General features: G+C 70.1%; 18 protein-coding genes. All 18 read right to left on the bottom strand.

Annotated features, from left to right (window positions below; genetic code table 11):
- Positions 1 to 26 precede the first annotated feature (26 nt).
- The 18 genes from AVJ23_RS05120 to AVJ23_RS05205 all read right to left on the bottom strand — a co-directional run bounded on the left by AVJ23_RS05120 (position 27) and on the right by AVJ23_RS05205 (position 16,797).
- A complete protein-coding gene (locus AVJ23_RS05120; RefSeq protein ID WP_058861078.1) occupies positions 27 to 803 on the bottom strand; it encodes a DUF4167 domain-containing protein in 777 nt (258 codons plus the stop codon).
- Positions 804 to 1,022: 219 nt separating this feature from the next.
- Positions 1,023 to 1,865: a peptide chain release factor N(5)-glutamine methyltransferase gene (gene prmC, locus AVJ23_RS05125; protein ID WP_058861267.1), complete on the bottom strand. Its 843-nt coding sequence runs from the start codon at positions 1,863 to 1,865 to the stop codon at positions 1,023 to 1,025.
- Between the two features lie 70 nt (positions 1,866 to 1,935).
- Positions 1,936 to 2,985, bottom strand: coding sequence for a peptide chain release factor 1 (gene prfA / locus AVJ23_RS05130; RefSeq protein WP_058861079.1), 1,050 nt, complete (start codon positions 2,983 to 2,985; stop codon positions 1,936 to 1,938).
- A gap of 49 nt (positions 2,986 to 3,034) precedes the next feature.
- Positions 3,035 to 3,445 (bottom strand): DUF1499 domain-containing protein, encoded by a 411-nt coding sequence (locus AVJ23_RS05135; RefSeq protein ID WP_058861080.1) that lies wholly within the window; start codon positions 3,443 to 3,445, stop codon positions 3,035 to 3,037.
- A gap of 106 nt (positions 3,446 to 3,551) precedes the next feature.
- Positions 3,552 to 4,511, bottom strand: a complete 960-nt coding sequence (gene speB, locus AVJ23_RS05140; protein ID WP_058861081.1) for an agmatinase — start codon at positions 4,509 to 4,511, stop codon at positions 3,552 to 3,554.
- 71 nt (positions 4,512 to 4,582) lie between these two features.
- Positions 4,583 to 5,743: a M20 aminoacylase family protein gene (locus AVJ23_RS05145; RefSeq protein WP_058861082.1), complete on the bottom strand. Its 1,161-nt coding sequence runs from the start codon at positions 5,741 to 5,743 to the stop codon at positions 4,583 to 4,585.
- A 128-nt stretch (positions 5,744 to 5,871) separates the two neighbouring features.
- A complete protein-coding gene (locus AVJ23_RS05150) occupies positions 5,872 to 6,633 on the bottom strand; it encodes a hydroxypyruvate isomerase family protein (RefSeq protein WP_058861083.1) in 762 nt (253 codons plus the stop codon).
- A complete protein-coding gene (gene otnC, locus AVJ23_RS05155) occupies positions 6,630 to 7,280 on the bottom strand; it encodes a 3-oxo-tetronate 4-phosphate decarboxylase (RefSeq protein WP_058861084.1) in 651 nt (216 codons plus the stop codon). Before otnC ends, AVJ23_RS05150 begins: the two co-directional genes overlap by 4 nt.
- Positions 7,277 to 8,536, bottom strand: coding sequence for a 3-oxo-tetronate kinase (gene otnK, locus AVJ23_RS05160; protein ID WP_058861085.1), 1,260 nt, complete (start codon positions 8,534 to 8,536; stop codon positions 7,277 to 7,279). Before otnK ends, otnC begins: the two co-directional genes overlap by 4 nt.
- Complete coding sequence (gene ltnD, locus AVJ23_RS05165) at positions 8,533 to 9,420, bottom strand: L-threonate dehydrogenase (RefSeq protein WP_058861086.1); 888 nt, start codon at positions 9,418 to 9,420, stop codon at positions 8,533 to 8,535. Before ltnD ends, otnK begins: the two co-directional genes overlap by 4 nt.
- Before the next feature lie 90 nt (positions 9,421 to 9,510).
- Complete coding sequence (locus AVJ23_RS05170) at positions 9,511 to 10,293, bottom strand: alpha/beta fold hydrolase (protein WP_058861087.1); 783 nt, start codon at positions 10,291 to 10,293, stop codon at positions 9,511 to 9,513.
- Positions 10,277 to 11,215, bottom strand: coding sequence for an isopenicillin N synthase family dioxygenase (locus tag AVJ23_RS05175; RefSeq protein ID WP_058861088.1), 939 nt, complete (start codon positions 11,213 to 11,215; stop codon positions 10,277 to 10,279). Before AVJ23_RS05175 ends, AVJ23_RS05170 begins: the two co-directional genes overlap by 17 nt.
- A complete protein-coding gene (locus tag AVJ23_RS05180; protein ID WP_058861089.1) occupies positions 11,215 to 12,213 on the bottom strand; it encodes an isopenicillin N synthase family dioxygenase in 999 nt (332 codons plus the stop codon). The genes AVJ23_RS05175 and AVJ23_RS05180 overlap by 1 nt, the downstream gene beginning before the upstream one ends.
- Before the next feature lie 78 nt (positions 12,214 to 12,291).
- Positions 12,292 to 13,665: an amidohydrolase family protein gene (locus tag AVJ23_RS05185; protein WP_058861090.1), complete on the bottom strand. Its 1,374-nt coding sequence runs from the start codon at positions 13,663 to 13,665 to the stop codon at positions 12,292 to 12,294.
- Positions 13,662 to 14,507 (bottom strand): ABC transporter permease, encoded by an 846-nt coding sequence (locus tag AVJ23_RS05190; protein ID WP_058861091.1) that lies wholly within the window; start codon positions 14,505 to 14,507, stop codon positions 13,662 to 13,664. Before AVJ23_RS05190 ends, AVJ23_RS05185 begins: the two co-directional genes overlap by 4 nt.
- Before the next feature lies 1 nt (position 14,508).
- A complete protein-coding gene (locus tag AVJ23_RS05195; RefSeq protein ID WP_058861092.1) occupies positions 14,509 to 15,288 on the bottom strand; it encodes an ABC transporter ATP-binding protein in 780 nt (259 codons plus the stop codon).
- Between the two features lie 4 nt (positions 15,289 to 15,292).
- Complete coding sequence (locus AVJ23_RS05200) at positions 15,293 to 16,285, bottom strand: ABC transporter substrate-binding protein (protein WP_058861093.1); 993 nt, start codon at positions 16,283 to 16,285, stop codon at positions 15,293 to 15,295.
- Between the two features lie 41 nt (positions 16,286 to 16,326).
- Positions 16,327 to 16,797, bottom strand: coding sequence for a nucleoside deaminase (locus AVJ23_RS05205; RefSeq protein WP_058861094.1), 471 nt, complete (start codon positions 16,795 to 16,797; stop codon positions 16,327 to 16,329).
- Positions 16,798 to 16,885 lie beyond the last annotated feature (88 nt).

Here is a 16,885-nt window from a genome sequence, read left to right on the forward strand (position 1 = left end):
GGCCCTTTTGGCCGGGCCACAGGCGCTCATTCGGCGGCGTCGGGTGCGTTGCTGTCGGTCGCGGCCGGTGCCGTTTCAGCCGGCTTCTGGCTCTCGTCCGCCGCGGGCTCGGCCGGGGTGTCGCTGGCCTTCTTGCGCGGCTTGCGCGGCGCGCGCGGTTTCTTGGGCTTTTCCTCTGCCTTGGGCGCGTCATCGGCCAACTCGGCCTGCGGCGCGGCATCGCTCTCGGCCTTCGTCTCGGATTTCGGCTCGGCCGATTTGCGCGACCGGGTACGGGGCTTGTCCGAACGGCTCTCGGGCGTGTCCACCAGGCCCGGCCCGTCATCATCGCTGCCCAGATCCAGCACCTCGGGCTGCTGAGACGGCTTGCCCTGCTCGCTGCGCTGGCTGTCACGTTGCTGGTTGTCGCGCGGCTGGCTGTCGCGGGACTGCGCATCGGGCTGCGACTTGTCGCCGTCCTCGCCCTGCCCGCCATCACGCTGCGCGCGCTCGCGGTCGCGCTGCGCCTGGCGTTCGCGGTTCTCCCGCTCCTGCTGCTCGCGCTTGGCCTCCTGCTCGCGCTGCGCCTCGCTCAGCAGACGCATGTAATGCTCGGCATGCTGCTGGAAATTCTCGGTCGCCACGCGGTCATTGCCGAGCGCGGCATCCCGGGCCAGCTGGTTGTACTTGTCGATGATCTGCTGCGGCGTGCCGCGCACCTTGCCTTCGGGACCGTTGCTGTCGAACACGCGGTTGACGACATTGCCCAGCGAATTGCGGTTGCGGTTGTTCTTGTTCCGCGAGCGGGATTTGGATGAACGCATGTTTTCTGATATCCAGTCCGGTTTGCGACTGTGGGGTGACCGATCCGAGCGCAACCTGCGCCTGCCTCCAATTCGTGTCACCTGGATGTTCGGCTTGGCGCCGGGGGGATCCGCATTCGCCAATCGCCTGCCCGACTGGAACTGAATATGCACATGACCTGCCCCGAGACAAGAGAGAATGCCCGCGAATACGCCGTTTTGACGCAGGTTTCGGCGGTTTCAGGCGGAAAAACGCGCGCAAACGACCCGATCACGCCCGTCGAGATCGGCAATCACCCGGACCGCCTCCAGCCCCGCCGCACGGCAAAGCCCCGCCACGGCCGCCCCTTGCGTGGGCCCGATCTCGAGCAAGAGCCGCCCGCCCGGGGCCAGCCGCCCCGTCGCGCCGGCCAGGATCGCACGGTAGGCACCCAGCCCGTCGCCTTCGTCGGTCAGCGCCATGCGCGGCTCGTGCTCGCGCACGTCGCGTGACAGGCCCGCCATCTCGGCGCGCGCGATATAGGGCGGGTTCGAGACGACCAGATCGAAGCGCAGATCCGGCTCGGACAGCGCCGCGTACCAGTCGCCCTGACGGAACTCGGCCCGCGCCTGCAGCTCCAGCGCGACGGCATTCTCGCGCGCCACGGACAGCGCGGCCGTGCTCAGATCCGTGCCAAGCCCCACCGCCTGCCCGCGTTCGGCCAGGAGTGTCAGCAGGATGTTGCCCGAGCCGGTGCCCAGATCGAGCACCGAGGCAAAGGGCTCCGCCAGGGCCGCCTCGATCAGGATCTCGGTCTCGGGCCGCGGGTCGAGCACGTCGGATGTGACGCGGAACGACCGGCCGTAGAAGGTGCGCTGCCCGGTCAGCTGGCTGACCGGCACATGCGCGGCACGCCGATCGACCAGCGCCTCGAGCCGCGTTTCGACCTCCGGCGCCACCGGCTCGGGCAGGACAAGCGTCAGCCGCCCGGGCGCGACCCCCAGCGCATGGGCCAGCAGGCGGCGCGCATCCCGCCCGGGATCCGGCAGGCCCGCCGCGGTCAACCGGGCCGTGACGCGCATCAACAGGTCGGTGCCCCGCATCCTCACCGGCGCCCGCGCAAATTCCATGAATGGAATTTGCAAATTCTGTTCACAGAATTTGCGCCCCGCCTCATCCGTCGAGCTCCGCCAACTGCGCGGCCTGATGCTCGGCGGTCAACGCGTCGATGATCTCGTCGAGATCGCCCGCCAGCACCTGCTCCAACCGGTAGAGAGTCAGCCCGATCCGGTGATCCGTCAGCCGCCCCTGCGGGAAGTTGTAGGTCCGGATCCGTTCCGACCGGTCGCCGGAGCCCACCTGCGCCTTGCGGTCGGCCGAGCGCGCGGCGTCCGATTTCTGCCGTTCCATGTCGAAGAGCCGCGCACGCAGCACCTGAAGCGCGATCTCGCGGTTGCGATGCTGCGATTTCTCCGAGCTCGTCACCACCAGGCCGGTCGGCACATGGGTGATCCGCACGGCCGAATCGGTGGTGTTCACGTGCTGTCCGCCCGCGCCCGAGGCCCGCATCGTGTCGATTCGCAGGTCATTGGGGTCGATGCGGATATCGACCTCGGCCGCCTCGGGCAGTACGGCCACGGTCGCGGCCGAGGTATGGATGCGCCCGCCCGATTCGGTCTCGGGCACGCGCTGAACGCGGTGCACGCCGGATTCGAATTTCAGCCGGGCAAAGACACCCTCGCCCGCGATACGCACGACCAGTTCGCGCAGCCCGCCCAGGTCCGAGAGCTGTTCCTCGATCACCTCCCAGCGCCAGCCCTGTGCCTCGGCATAGCGCTGGTACATGCGCGCGAGGTCCCCGGCAAACAGCGCCGCCTCCTCTCCGCCCGTGCCGGGCCGGATCTCGAGCACCGCCGGCCGCGCATCGGCCGCGTCGCGCGGCAACAGCGCCAGCTGCACGGCGCGCTCGGCCTCGGGCAGGCGCGCGCGCAGGGCCGGCAGCTCCTCTTCCGCCAGCGCGCGCATCTCGGGGTCTTCCAGCATCGCCTCGGCCTCGGACAGGTCCTCTTGCAGCCGTTCCCATTCGGCGATCTGCGCCACCACGGGCTTGAGCTCGGCATATTCGCGCCCCAGCGCGGCGATGTCGCCGGCGCCCTCGGCCATGCGCGCCTCGACATAGCCGAGACGGTCCTTGATCTGTTGCAATCGGTCTGACGGGATCATGCGGTTCCATTGCCCATGCGGGCCGGGCCGTCAAGCACCGGGCGGCGGATCACTCCGCCTCGGCGGCGCGCAGCGTCTCCAGCCAGCCGGTCACGCGCGCCCGGTTGACGCCCATGTCCGAGCTGCCGAAGCGCAGCCGCGCCCAGAGCTCCAGCACCTCGCCATTCTGCTGAACCGTGGTGTAATCGGGAAAGCCCATCCATTGCGACCGGGTGACATAGGTCACGTGCCCCTCGGCCGGGCTGCCGGCCAGCACCTCGGTGCGCGGCGTCTCGAGGATGATCGCGTGCAGCCGCGCCAGCGTGTCGCCCCGGTCGGGAATGCGCCGCCGCACCCCGTCCGACAGGTCCTGGTCGGCCGTCACCTTCGGGTCGACATGCCAGTCCGCCGGGTCGGATGGCGCCAGGCGGATCCAGGCCAGCCCGCCCGCCACGATGATCAGGATCGCGAAGAAAACCATGCGCAAGATATGGCCCACCGTTCTGCAAAGTCATCCCCCGCACATGACATGCACGGATCGGCGCGATTCTGAAAGGGCCCGCGCCGCCCGCCCCGCGGAAGCCGGCTCAGCGCCGGGTCCAGCCCCACAGGCAGAGCAGCTCGGTCGCCACATGCGCTGCGGCCACCGCAGTGGCGCCGGCCGGGTCGAAGGGCGGCGAGACCTCGACCACGTCGCCCCCCTTGAGGTCGATCCCGGCCAGCCCGCGCAGGATCACCGCCGCCTGGTGGCTCGACAGCCCGCCCCAGACCGGCGTGCCCGTGCCCGGTGCGAAAGCCGGGTCGAGCGCATCGATGTCGAAGGTCAGGTAGCAGGGATGGCCGCCGACGATCTCGTGCACGCGGCGTGCCACCGCCTCGGGGCCCATGCCATGCACGGCGCGCGCATCGAGGATCCGGAAGCCCAGCGTGTCGGGATTGTCGGTGCGGATGCCGATCTGGACCGAGCGGTCGGGCACCACGATCCCCTCCTGCACGGCCTTGTACATGAAAGTGCCGTGATCGACGCGCGTCGCGTCATCATCGGCCCAGGTGTCGGTATGGGCATCGAACTGGATCACGCTGAGCGGCCCGTGTGTCGCGGCATGCGCGCGCAGCGCACCATGGGTCACCGAATGATCCCCCCCCAGCGCGATGCAGGCGGCCCCGGCCTGCAGGATGCCCGCGACGTGGGCACGGATCCGCTCGGGCACCTCGGCGGGGGCGGCATAGTCGAAGGCCATGTCCCCGGCATCGGCGATGGCGAACTCCGAGAGCACGTCGTAGCCCCAGCCATAGGGCGCGTCGCAGGGCTGCAGCAGGCTCGCCTCGCGGATCGCGCGCGGGCCCAGCCGCGTGCCCGGCCGGTTTGTCACCGCCTGGTCGAAGGGCAGCCCCGTCACCGCGATGTCCACCCCGGCCAGGTCCTTGGAGTAGCGCCGCCGCAGGAAAGAGGGCGCGCCGGCAAAGACATTCTCGAACGAGGGGCCCTTCAGGTCCTCGCGGGTGAAGGCATGGTCGATCTGGGTCTTGGCGTCTTCAAGGGACATGGGCGGGCCTTTTCCGGGCGACGGGGGGGTGGGCGGGCGGCGACCGGAAAAGGCCGGCCCGCGACGCGGCTCTACACCGGCAGCGCGGTCTCGACCAGCCGGGCAAAAAAGCTCGCCCCGATGGGCGCGATGCGGTCGTTGAAATCATAGGCCGGGTGGTGGCACATCGGCGTGTCGCCCTGCCCCAGGAAGAGATAGGCGCCGGGCCGCGCCTCGAGCATGTAGGCGAAATCCTCGCCGGGCATGATCGGCGGACAGTCGTCCTCCACCCGCTCGGCCCCCACCACCTCGCGCGCGACCGCGGCGGCAAAAGCCGCCTGCGCGGGATGGTTGATTGTCGGCGGATAGCCCTTGTCGTAGTCCAGCGTGGCACTCATGCCGAAGCTCTGCGCCTGGAAGGTGGCGATCTCCTCCATGCGCGCGATCACCACCGCCTGCACGTCCTTGTCGAAATAGCGCACCGTGCCGTTGATCACGGCACTGTCGGGCACGATGTTCATCGCGGTGCCGGTATGGATCTGCGTGACGCTGACCACCACACGCTCCAGCGCGTCGACATTGCGCGACACGATGGTCTGCAGCGCCATCACGATCGAGGCCGCCGCGACCACCGGGTCGCGCGCCTGTGCCGGCACCGCCCCGTGCCCGCCCTTGCCCTGGATGCGGATGGTGAACTCGTCCACCCCCGCCAGCAGCGCGCCGGGATTGGTCAGCAGGTGCCCTTCGGGCGCGCCGGGCGAGTTGTGGAGGCCGTAGACCTCGGCGATCTCGAAGCGCTCCATCATGCCTTCCTCGACCATGATGCGGCCACCGCCCTCGTTCTCCTCGGCGGGCTGGAAGATCAGCGCCACGCGGCCCGAGAAATTGCGCGTCTCGGCGAGGTATCGCGCGGCGCCCAGCAGCATGGTGGTGTGCCCGTCATGGCCGCAGGCATGGGCCATGCCCGGCACCTGCGAGGCATGGTCGGTGCCCGAGAGATCCTCCATCGGCAGCGCATCCATGTCGGCCCTCAGCCCGATGGTCCGCCCCGGGCCGCGCCCCTCGATGATCGCCACCAGCCCAGACCGCGCCAGCCCGGTATGGATCTCGGTGATGCCGAAGCTGCGCAGCCGCTCCTCGACGAAACCGGCGGTGCGGAAACAGTCCAGCCCCAGCTCGGGCACCTGGTGCAGCTGGCGGCGCCAGGCGGTCAGCTCGTCGGACATGGCGGCGATGGAATTGATCAGCGGCATCAGGCACCTCCTGGCGCGACTGTCACCCGTCCCACGCCCGGGTGCAAGCTCTCCGCCCCGCGCGAGGGTGCAAAAGTTTTCCTGAAAACTTTTGCAAATTCCATCCATGGAATTTGCCGGCGCCCGGCTCAGCGGGCTGTGCGCAGGGCCTGCATCCAGCCGAGGCTTGCCCCGGTGTCGCCGCCGGGCCGGTACTCCGCCCCCAGCGGTTGCGTCCAGCCCAGCGCCGCGATCCGCTCGAAGACGAAGCGGTAGTCCAGCTCGCCATGGTCCGGCGCGCCACGATCGGGGACGGCGGCGAACTGGATATGGCCGATCCGGGGCAGCAGCGCCGCCAGCCGCGTGGTCACGTCGCCCTCGCTGCGCCCCACGTGGTAGCAGTCGAACATCAACTTGACGCCGTCGCGACCCAGATCGGACAGGAGCGCCGCAGCCTGCTCGGTGTCCTGCAAGAAATAGCCCGGCACATCATGGCGGTTGAGCGGCTCGATCAGCAGCGTGATCTCCTCCGGACAGGTGTTCCGGGCAAAAGCGAGATTCTCAAGAAACGTCTCCCGCGCCGCCGGACCCGATGCAAAGCCGGCCATGACATGGATCGCCCCTGCGCCCACCGCATCGGCATAGGCGATGGCCTGCTCGATCGCGGCGCGGGCCTCCGCCTTGCGGCCGGGCAGCGCGGCCAGCCCGTTCTCGCCCGCCGGGCCGCGCACCGTGTTCAGCCCCAGCATGGGCAGGCCGGTCTCCTCCAGCGCGGCGCGGGTCTCGGCCGCCGGCACGTCATAGGGCCAGTGGCATTCCACCGCGTCGAACCCCGCGGCCGCGGCGGCGCGGATCGCCTGCGGCAACGGCCGGTCGGTCCAGAGAAAGCCGAGATTGGCCGAGAATTTCATGCATCCCACTCCACGTCGAAGGTCGTCACCACCGCCCGAACCTGCCCGGGGTCGAGCCCGCGCGGGTTCAGGCCCCGGGTCATCATCGCCAGCCGCGCCGTGTCCTCCAGCTCCTCGATGGCGGTGCAGGCGGCCTCCACATCCTTGCCCGCCACCACGGGGCCGTGATTGGCCAGCATCACCGCCGAGCGCCGCCCGGCAAGGCCGCGCACCGCCTCGCCCATGGCCGAGTCGCCGGGCAGGAAGAAGGGCAGCAGCTTGACCCGGCCCAGCTTCATGATCCCGTAAGGCGTGAGTGGCGGCAGGAAGTTCTCGGGGTCCACATCCGGCATCATCGACAGCGCCACGGCATGGCAGGAATGCAGGTGCACCACCGCACCGGCGCTGGAGCGGGTCTCGTAGAAGGCGCTGTGCAGCGGCATCTCCTTGGTGGGCGGGTCACCGTCCACGTGGCGGCCCTGCGCATCGAAGCGGCTGAGCCGGCCCGGGTCCAGCCGGCCGAAACTGGTGCCCGTGGGCGAGACCAGCAGCCCGCCATCCGCCGTCCGGGCCGAGATGTTGCCGGTGCTGCCATGGGTCAGCCCGCGCGCAAAGAGCGACGCGGCCAGCATGCAGATCTGCTCGCGCAGGGCGGTCTCGTCGCTCATGACGCGGCCAGCGCGTCGCTGAAGAAGGTCTCGACGCCGAAATTGCCGGATTTCAGCGCAAGGCCGATCCGGTGCCCGCCGCTGTCGCAATAAGTCCAGGGCACGCCAGGCGCGATCTCGGCACCGATATCCAGCCGGGCCACGTCCAGCGCGCGGGTCACCGCGCCCGAGCTTTCGCCCCCCGCAACGACGACGCGGCGCGCACCGGCATCGCGGGCGGTCCGCGCACAGGCGGCCAGCGCGGCCTCGACGATCGCGCCGGCCCGGTCGCGGCCCAGCTCGGCCTGCGCCGCCTTGACCGCCGACGGATCGGCCGTGGCATAGATCAGCGGCGCGGCGTCCAGATCCTGCGCTTCCAGCCAGTCCAGCGCCGGCTGCACGCCATCGCGGGCCAGCGCCAGGGGGTCGAGCTGCAGGCAGGGCGCGCCCGTGGCGCGATAGGTCGCCACCTGCGCATTGGTCATGGCGGAACAGCTGCCCGAGAGCAGGATCGCGGCGCGCGGCAGGTCGGGCGCTGCCTGCGCGGGCGCCTCGGCCAGCGCGCCATCGGCGCGGTAGAGCGCGGGGAGCGGCATGGCGAGCGCGCTGCCCCCGGTCATCAGCGCCATGTCGCGGCAGGCCTCGGCGATCACGGCCAGGTCGTCATCGGCCACCGCATCCACCACCAGATGGGCGGTGCCGGCGGTCCGTGCCTCGGCCAGCGCGCCGCGCAGCGCCTCCGGCCCCCGGGCGACGGTCAGCCGGTCGACCAGCCCGACCGGGCGCGTCACCTGCGGGGTCAGCAGCCGCACCAGGTTGCTGTCGCGCATCGGGGTCAGCGGGTGATCCTTCATCGGGCTTTCGGAGAGCAACTGCTGGCCCACGAAGAGATGGCCCATGAAGACCGCGCGGCCGTTCTCGGGAAAGGCCGGGCAATAGACCGTCTGCTCGGCGCCCAGATCGGCCATCAGCGCCTCGGCCACCGGGCCGATATTGCCCTCATCGGTCGAATCGAAGGTCGAGCAGTATTTCCAGAAGAACCGCTCGGCCCCGGCGCGGCGCAGCCAGTCCAGCGCGGCGCGGCATTCGGCCACCGCTTCGTCCACCGGGGCGGTCCGGCATTTCAGCGCGATCACCTCGAAGGGCGCGGTGTCGGCGGGTGGCGTCTCGGGCACGCCGATCCGCAGCGAGACCTGCACGCCCGAACGCGCCAAGAGCCCTGCGAGGTCAGTGGCGCCGGTGAAATCATCGGCGATGCAGCCCAGAACCGTGCTCATGTCGTCTCTCCCGGCAGGGTCAGCCCGGCATTGCGGGCATAGACCTTGGTCAGGGCGGCGTCATCCTCGGCGCCCAGCCCCATGCCCACGGCCACCATGTATTGCTGCAGCGCCGTCGCCGTCAGCGGGGCCGAGAACCCGGCCGAGCGCGCCACGTCCAGCACGATGCCCAGGTCCTTGGGCCAGATATTGACCTGGCTGCGCGGGCTGTAATCGCCCTCGGCCACGTGGGGGGCGCGGTTCTCCAGCATCCAGCTGGTGCCGGCACATTTCGGGATCACCTCGAGGAACTGCTCGGGCGAGATGCCCTGCGTCATGCCCAGCGCCAGCGCCTCGGACATGGCAGCGATATGCACGCCGGCCAGCAGCTGGTTGACCGCCTTCATGGCCGAGCCCGGCCCGGCCGCATCGCCCAGCTCGAACACCGTCTCGGCGCAGGCTTCCAGCACCGGGCGCGCGGCGTCGAAGGCCGGCTCGCTGCCCGAGGCCATGATCGACAGCGCGCCGGCGGCCGCCTTGACCGCCCCGCCCGAGATCGGCGCATCGAGATAGAGAAGCCCGGCCTCGGCGCAGCGCGCCTCCATCTGCCGGGCGAACTCGGGCGGCACGGTCGCGCAGGAGATGACCACCGTGCCTTGCCCCATGCGTGCGGCCAAGCCCGCCTCGCCGAACAGCACCGCCTCGGTCTGGGCGGCGTTCAGCACCACGATCACCAGCGCGTCGAGATCGCCGGGCAGATCGCCACTGGCGCCGCCCTCGGCGCGAAAGCGCGCCTCGGCCTCGGGGTTGATGTCCTTGCCCCATGTCTCGTGCCCGGCCTTGAGACAGGACGACGCCATGCCGTATCCCATTGAGCCCAATCCGACGACGCCTATCCGTGCCATGTCCCCTCCCGGATCATCGCCCCTCGAAAGGCGACCCGTGCGGGCGCCCCGGCGGCGTTGGCGCCAACCTCGCGCCGGGGGGCCGTGGCGTCAAGGGCTGGTTCCGGGCCCCTGCGGTTGGTCCGGCCCGCCGCCCCGCAACCAGCGGTCGAGCCGCGCGGCCAGCTCGGCGGCGCGGGTCAGCTGGGGCACATGGCCGGCGGCGATCTCCTCGACCGTGAGCTTCGGAACGCCATCGCACATCAGCCGCTGCGCCTGCGGCAGGACCGAGCGGTCCTGCGTGGCCAGCAGGTAGTATTTGGGCAGCGCGTCGAAGCCCGCCGCGCGCGTGACCCGCATCCGGTGCCCGGCGGCGGGTTGCGGGGTCAGCCGGGCGGCGGCGGCACGGGCCGTCTCGGGCTCGGCATCGTTGAAGAAGAGCGCCGCGGCCTTGTCGACCGGCACGGTGGAGGACGCGCCGTCGGGCGCGACCACCACATGCGACGTGATGCCGAAACGCTGCCCCGGCCCGGCCACGGCCTGCTGGATGTCGTCAAAGCTCTGCCCGTCGCGCAGCAGCATGCCCGCGATCCAGGCCGCGTGGCTGACCCGGTCGGGGCAGAGCGCGTGTCCCGCGGTCACCAGCATGCCGCCGCCCGAATGACCGACCAGCGCCACCGGGCCCGGCCCGTCCGCGATCGCGCGCGCCAGCGTGTCGCGGTAATCCTGCGCCGTGACGCGCCCCGCCGGGATCGGGTGCGCCCCGTCGCCGGGCAGGTCCAGCGCCTCGGCCGGCCAGCCCAGCGCGGCCAGCTCCGGCACCAGCGCCTCCCAGACCCACGCCCCGGCCCAGGCGCCGTGGATCAGGATCAGCCGCTCAGGTCGCGGCGGCATAGGTGCGGGCATACATCGCCTTCAGATGCGCCTCGACCGAGACGGCAGGGTATTTCGGCACCTCGCCGGGCGCCAGGCAGGTCGGCACGCAGCGTGTCACGTAATCGGGATTGCCGGTATAGAAGAACGGCACCGAGTAGCGCTCGCGTCCCGAGCGGTTGATCACCCGGTGCAGGGTCGAGCGGTAGCGGTCATTGGTCCAGCGCGCGATCATGTCGCCGAGGTTCACCACGTAAGCCCCCGGCACGGGCGGCGCCTCGATCCAGCCGGTGTCGGATTTCACCTGAAGCCCGCCGACCTCGTCCTGCATCAGCAGGGTCAGCGCGCCGAAATCGGTATGCGCGCCGGCGCCCAGCTCGTCGGGTTCCTCGGGGCGCGCGGGCGGGTAATGCAGCAGGCGCAGCGTGGCGATAGGGCGGTGGGTGAACGGATCGAGCGCGTCCTCCTCCAGGTCCAGCGACAGCGCGATGCCGCGCATCAGCCGCGCGCCCACCACGCCCAGCGCGGCGTAATAGGCCATCATCACCGGGCGGAATTCCGGCAGGTCCTGCGGCCAGACATTGGGGCCGTGGTTGAACCGGCCCATGCGCGGATCGCCCTCGGCGATCTCTTCCGAGATGTAATAGCCCTCCTTGCGGTCGGGCATGGCGCCGGGTTGCAGGGTCTGCCCGCCCAGCTGCTCGTATCCGCGGTTGCAGAACGAGTGCGCCTTGTCCAGCGCGTCCTTGGCCGCGTCGGGCAGGTCGAACAGCGCGCGGGTCTGCGCCATCACTGCGTCCATCAGTGCCTGAGGCACGCCATGCCCGGTGCAGTAGAAGAACCCGTGGTCGAGGCAGGCCGTCCGCAGCGCCTCCCCCACCGCGCGGCGCGCGGCGGGGTCCGAGGCGGCCAGGCCCGAGATGTCGATGACCGGCAGCCCCATCACTTCTTTCCGAAATTGGCGCCAAGGCGCATCTGGATGTAGTCATGTGCGGTCATCGGCGGGTACTTGCCCCCCGGCCCGGCCAGCACCGTGTCCATGTTGGCCTGCGCGAAATAGGCGATCGAGTAGCGCGGCCCGAGATATTCCTGCGGCTTCGGCATCCGCACGCGGTGCAGGTTGGACAGCAGCCGGTCATCGGACCAGCGCATCAGCATGTCACCGATATTGCAGGTGATGACGCCGCCCAGCGGCGGCACATCGGTCCATTGCGTGGCGCGCCCCTTCTCGTCCTTGCCGGGGCAGAGTTGAAGCCCGCCCTGCCCCTCCTTCTGGTGCAGAAGCGTCAGGCAGTCGAAATCGGTATGCGCCCCGGCGCGCCAGAACTTGAAATCCTCGGGCTTGGCATCCTCCATCCCGAGGTAATGGATCAGCCGCAGCGTCGACTGGTATTCCCTTGTGTCCGGGTCATGACCTTCGGTGAAGAAGCCGGGCGGAAAATCCAGCCGGCTGGCGAAACAGTCCAGCACTTTCATGGCCACGGCCCAATTGTGCCGCTCGAAGGCCAGCATGGTCTCCTTGAAGCCGAAGATCTCCTCGCCCGTGGGCCAGAGCCCGGACATGCGCGGCAGGGTGATCTGGTAGCTTTCCTTGCGGTCCGCCGTGCCCGTCGAGGGACGCACCTGCGCCATGTATTCCCATCCGGCATTGGTGCCGGGCTTCAACGGGTATTGCTCCTTGGTGTCGGTGGGCAGCGCGAAGAAGCCGGCCGACAGCGCGAAGGCGTCGTCGATCAGCGTCTGCGGGATACCGTGATTGGTCAGCTGGAAGAAGCCGATCCCGGTGGCCGCGTCCCAGAGCGCCTCGGTGATCTCGTCCTTGCGGTTGAAATAATCCGACATATCGATCTGCGGAATGTCGCGGTCGACCTCCTCGCCATAGCCGCCGAACCCGGCCTCCTTCTTCAGCTCGTCGAGCGCGTAGTCCTGTGTTTCTGCCATCTTTGGTCTCCTTCGGGTCAAGGGGAGCAATGACCGACGCCCATGTGGCGCTGACAGCTTCTACTCCGGGGGAAAGGCTCAGGCGGGCTCGGCCTCCGGCTGGCGGGCCAGCCGGGCGGTGACGCGCGCGGCATCGCGGCCCAGCGCCGACAGGTCGAGCCCGGGGATCTGCCCGTCGCGCACCACGGGGCGGCCGGCGACAAGGCTGTGGCGCACCGGCGCGGCGCCGGTGATGACGGGGGCCAGCGCGGGATCGTGCAGGCCAAGGTGGCGCGGCGCGGAGAGGTCGAACAGCACCAGGTCCGCCGCCATGCCCGGCGCGATGCGCCCCAGCCCCGGCAGGCCCAGCACGCGCGCCCCGCCCATCGTGGCCCAGTGCAGCACGGTGGCGGCATCCACCGCCCCCACCCCGCCCCGCGCGCGGTGCAGCGTAAAGGCCGCGTAAAGCGCGCCGCCCATGTCGGCGGCCTCGTTGGCGCCCGCCCCGTCCACCGCCAGTGAAACGGGCGCGCCGCCTGCGTGCAGCGTCGGCGCCGGCGCGATGCCCGAGCCCAGCCGCGCATTGGCCTGCGGGCAATGCGCCATGCCGGTGCCGCTCTCGGCCAGAAGCGCGATCTCGGCCGCATCCAGGTCGACGAGATGCGCGAACCAGACATCCGGGCCCAGCCAGCCCTGCCCCGCCAGCCATGGCACCGGGCGCTGGCCGAAGGCCTTCAGCGTCTGCGCCGCGTAGCCGGTATTCTCGGACAGGTGGGCGTGCAGGCGCAGGCCAAGGTGGCGCGCCTCCTGCGCGATCTCGACCAGCTCGCCCGGGGTGAAGTTGAAATTGGGCGTGGTGGGCGCGCAGGCCACGCGGGTCATCGCCCGGTTCGAGGGATCGTGCCAGCGGCTTGCGGCATCGCGCAGCCCGTCGAGGAAGGTGCCAAGGCTCTCGACCGGCGGCGGCGGCATGTCGGCCCCGTCAAAAGCCCGTCCGCGGGTCATGCCCCCGCGCGCAAGGACGAAACGCAGCCCCATGCGCGCGGCCTCTTCGACCAGCACCTGCGAGGGGTCGTAGTCGTAGCGGTCGGAATAGACGTAGTGGTGGTCGCAGACCGTGGTCGCGCCGCTCAGCGCCAGCTCGGCCAGCCCGATCCGGGCCGAGACGCGCAGGGCCTCCTCGTCCAGTCGCGGCCAGTAGCGATAGGGCACCTCGGCCAGCCAGCGGTCCAGCGCCACATCCATGCCCGCGGGCACGCCCTTGAGCACCGACTGGAACAGGTGGTGATGGGTGTTCACCAGACCCGGCGCCACGACACAGCCCGAAGCGTCCAGTACCTCTTCGCCGGGGCGCGGGGTCAGCGCGCCGGTCTCGACGATCAGCCCGTCGGCAATCCGGATGGCGCCGGACAACCGCGTGCCGTCGGCATCGCCGGTCCAGCCATGCGCGATATTGGTGACCAGCAGGCTCATCGGTCGCCCTTGGGCAGCGACCACGGGAAGGCCAGCCGCTGGATCAGGCTCACCGCCTGGAACAGCAGCAGCGACATGGCCACCAGCAGCACCAGCCCGGCCCAGGCCTGCGGCAGCTTGAACATCGAGGTCGAGAACTGGATGAAATAGCCGATCCCCTTCTCGGCGGCGACGAACTCTGCCACCACGGCGCCGATCACCGCCAGCGTGATCGAGATCTTGAGCCCCGAGAAGATGTAGGGCGTGGCATAGGGCAGCCGGATCTGGCTGATCTCGCGATGCTGCGGCGCGCGCAGCGAGCGCGACAGCTCGATCAGCTCGGGCGGGGTCGCCATCAGCCCGGTGGTCATCGACACGACCAAAGGGAAGAAGGAGATCATGAAGGTGATGACCACGCGCGGGCTGTCATCGGTGCCCAGCACCACGATGATGATCGGCGCCACCGCGACCACGGGCACCGACTGGATCACCACCAGGAGGGGGTAGAGCGCGCGGCTGAGCATGCGCGACTTGGCCAGCCCCACCGCGATGGGCAGCGAGACGAGGATCGCCGTGACATAGCCCATCAGCGCGACGCGCAAGGTGGCCCAGACATGTTCGACCCAGCGCGAGAAATCCACCGCGTCGAACCCGCCCAGGATGCGCGTCGGCGCGGGCAGGATGAAGCTGGGGATGGCCAGCGCGCGGGTTGCCCCCTCCCACAGCAGCAGGATCACCGCGAAGGTGGCCAGCGGCAGCACGGCGGGCATGCGGATCAGCCGCTCGCCCAGCGGAACGCGCGGCAGTGCCTCGGGCTGGGGCGGCGTGGCCCGGCGGGCGGGCTCGGTCGTCTCGGCGCTCATGTCACGCGACCTCCTTGTGGATCAGCAGCCCGCGCAGATGCGCCATGTAATCCTGCATCTCGGGCGTGCGCAGCGCGTTCTCGTCCCGCGGGCGGCCCAGCGGCACGCGCAGATCCGCGATCACCCGGCCGGGGCGCTTGCTCATCACCACGACGCGGTCGGCCAGCAGGACGGCCTCGGGGATGGAATGGGTGATGAAGAGCACGGTCTTGGGGCTGGCCTGCCAGAGGCGCAGCAGTTCGAACCCCATGGCGTCGCGGGTCAGCGCGTCCAGCGCCGAGAACGGCTCGTCCATCAGCAGGATGTCGGGGTTGAGGAACAGCGCGCGCGCGATGCCCACGCGCTGCTGCATGCCGCCGGACAGCTCGCCCGGCAGGCGTTGCTCGAAGCCCTTGAGCCCCACTGTCTCGATGATCGCCTGCGCCTGCGCGCGGTCCTGCGCATCGACCCGGCCGCGCATGTGGCGGGCCGGGAAGACGACATTGTCGGCGACACTGGCCCAGGGCAGCAGCGTGGCCTGCTGGAAGACGATGCCCACGTCGTCGCGCGGCCCGTCCACCGGCTTGCCGAAGACGCTGACCCGGCCGGCCGTGGGCGTCATCAGCCCCGCGGTCAGGCGCAGAAGGGTGGACTTGCCGCAGCCCGACGGGCCCAGCACGGCGACGAATTCGTGCTGGTCCAGCCGCAGGTCCACCCCGCTCAGCGCGGTCAGCGGGCCGGTATCGGTCAGGAAGGTCTGACCGACACCGTCAAAGGCGATTGCGTCCTTGACCAGCGCCACCGGCTCACTCCGGAAGGAAGGAGCGGTCGACGATGCTCTCGGGGTCGAGCGCAGCCTCGTCCAGCCCCTGGCTGGCGGCGACGCGGGTCCAGGTCGCTTCCAGCCGGTCGGGGTCCAGCGCGCCCAGCCCGTACATCTCGGTCACCTCGTTGAAGGCCAGCTTGGAGGCGTCCAGCCACGAGCCCGCCACGTCCTCGGCGCTGAGCTCGGGCACCACCGCGGCCACCGCCTCGGCCGCCTTGTCGGGATTGGCGTGGGCGAATTCCATCGACGCCTTGAAGGCCGCGACGAAGCGGCGGGCGACATCGGGACGCTCGGCCAGGAAACTGTCCGAGGCGACCAGCGAGGCGGAGTAGAGTTCCAGCCCGGCATCGGCCCAGGGCAGGATCACGATCTCCTTGCCCGCCTCCTCGGCCTGGTTGGTATAGCGCGACACGTCCGTCAGCCAGGCGATGATCGCATCGGCCCGACCGGTCATCAGCAGCGGGCCCAGCGCGCCGGGATCGGATTTCGTCAGCGTGATGTCGTCCTCGCTCATGCCGTTCTCGTCCAGCACCAGCGGCAGGAAGACGTTGGAGGAGGTGAAGGGCGAAGTCGCGATGGTCTTGCCCGCGACATCGGTGATGCTCTCGATGCCCGAGCCGGCCGTGGTGTAGAAGGCATGGGGGCCGGTGTTGAAGATGTTCATCACCGCGGTGACGGGCACGCCCTCGGTGGCGCGGGCGGCCATCAGCGCCTCGATCCCGGCCGAGCCGATATCCGAGGTGCCGGTGGCCAGCTTGGTGATCGCCTCGGAGGAGCCGCGGCCCGGCTCGATCGTGACCTCCAGCCCGGCTTCGGCGCAGATGCCTTCATGGATGCAGACATAGATCGGCGCCTTGTCGCCGCCGGGCAGCCAGTCCAGCTGGTAGGTCACCTTGTCCTGCGCCTGGGCCGGGGCGGCCAGCAGGGCCGCCGCAAGGGCGGGCGCGGAAACGGTCAGGGCAAGTCTCGTCATCTGGGGTCATCCTCTGCTGTGTGTCGTCGGGTTCGGCGCTGTCACCAAAACCCCTCATGGGTGCGCACGATCTCGTCCTCGAGCTCGGGAAACGGGCCCGCCACCTCGACCGGGCGCTGGCCCGCGCCCAGCACCTGCCGGCAGGGCAGCGACATGGTCAGGTTCTCGGGATTGTCGCCGGTCATCTCGGCCAGCCGGGTCTCGGAGACACCGTAGACCAGCCGGCCGATCCCGGCCCAGTAGGTCCCGCCCGAGCACATGCTGCAGGGCTCGATCGAGGTATAGAGCGTGCAGGTTTCCAGAAAGGCCGGGTCGTAGCTGCGCGCCGCCTCGCGCGCGACATTCATCTCGGCATGGCCCGGCCCCTTGTCACGGGTATAGCTGTTGCCATGCTCGATCAGCACGCGGCCCTCGGCATCGGCCAGGAGCGCCCCGAACGGGTGGTTGCCGGCGGCGCGTGCCGCCTCGGCGATCTCGACCGTGCGCCGGAGCAAAGCGATATCGTCCCGCATGAAATCCTGTCCGTGATTGCGTCCTTGCCCGGGACGGTAGCGGATGGACTTTCGTTCGAAAAAGTAGAAAGAATCTCACATGGCAGTG

Source organism: Pseudoponticoccus marisrubri (genome assembly GCF_001482405.1).
GTDB classification, from domain to species: Bacteria; Pseudomonadota; Alphaproteobacteria; order Rhodobacterales; family Rhodobacteraceae; genus Pseudoponticoccus; species Pseudoponticoccus marisrubri.

Bases quoted from the DNA above. Each gene is read 5' to 3' on its own strand.
- AVJ23_RS05120 (WP_058861078.1), bottom strand. From the start codon at position 803: ATGCGTTCATCCAAATCCCGCTCGCGGAACAAGAACAACCGCAACCGC.
- prmC (WP_058861267.1), bottom strand. From the start codon at position 1,865: ATGCGGGGCACCGACCTGTTGATGCGCGTCACGGCCCGGTTGACCGCG.
- prfA (WP_058861079.1), bottom strand. From the start codon at position 2,985: ATGATCCCGTCAGACCGATTGCAACAGATCAAGGACCGTCTCGGCTAT.
- AVJ23_RS05135 (WP_058861080.1), bottom strand. From the start codon at position 3,445: ATGGTTTTCTTCGCGATCCTGATCATCGTGGCGGGCGGGCTGGCCTGG.
- speB (WP_058861081.1), bottom strand. From the start codon at position 4,511: ATGTCCCTTGAAGACGCCAAGACCCAGATCGACCATGCCTTCACCCGC.
- AVJ23_RS05145 (WP_058861082.1), bottom strand. From the start codon at position 5,743: ATGCCGCTGATCAATTCCATCGCCGCCATGTCCGACGAGCTGACCGCC.
- AVJ23_RS05150 (WP_058861083.1), bottom strand. From the start codon at position 6,633: ATGAAATTCTCGGCCAATCTCGGCTTTCTCTGGACCGACCGGCCGTTG.
- otnC (WP_058861084.1), bottom strand. From the start codon at position 7,280: ATGAGCGACGAGACCGCCCTGCGCGAGCAGATCTGCATGCTGGCCGCG.
- otnK (WP_058861085.1), bottom strand. From the start codon at position 8,536: ATGAGCACGGTTCTGGGCTGCATCGCCGATGATTTCACCGGCGCCACT.
- ltnD (WP_058861086.1), bottom strand. From the start codon at position 9,420: ATGGCACGGATAGGCGTCGTCGGATTGGGCTCAATGGGATACGGCATG.
- AVJ23_RS05170 (WP_058861087.1), bottom strand. From the start codon at position 10,293: ATGCCGCCGCGACCTGAGCGGCTGATCCTGATCCACGGCGCCTGGGCC.
- AVJ23_RS05175 (WP_058861088.1), bottom strand. From the start codon at position 11,215: ATGGGGCTGCCGGTCATCGACATCTCGGGCCTGGCCGCCTCGGACCCC.
- AVJ23_RS05180 (WP_058861089.1), bottom strand. From the start codon at position 12,213: ATGGCAGAAACACAGGACTACGCGCTCGACGAGCTGAAGAAGGAGGCC.
- AVJ23_RS05185 (WP_058861090.1), bottom strand. From the start codon at position 13,665: ATGAGCCTGCTGGTCACCAATATCGCGCATGGCTGGACCGGCGATGCC.
- AVJ23_RS05190 (WP_058861091.1), bottom strand. From the start codon at position 14,507: ATGAGCGCCGAGACGACCGAGCCCGCCCGCCGGGCCACGCCGCCCCAG.
- AVJ23_RS05200 (WP_058861093.1), bottom strand. From the start codon at position 16,285: ATGACGAGACTTGCCCTGACCGTTTCCGCGCCCGCCCTTGCGGCGGCC.
- AVJ23_RS05205 (WP_058861094.1), bottom strand. From the start codon at position 16,797: ATGCGGGACGATATCGCTTTGCTCCGGCGCACGGTCGAGATCGCCGAG.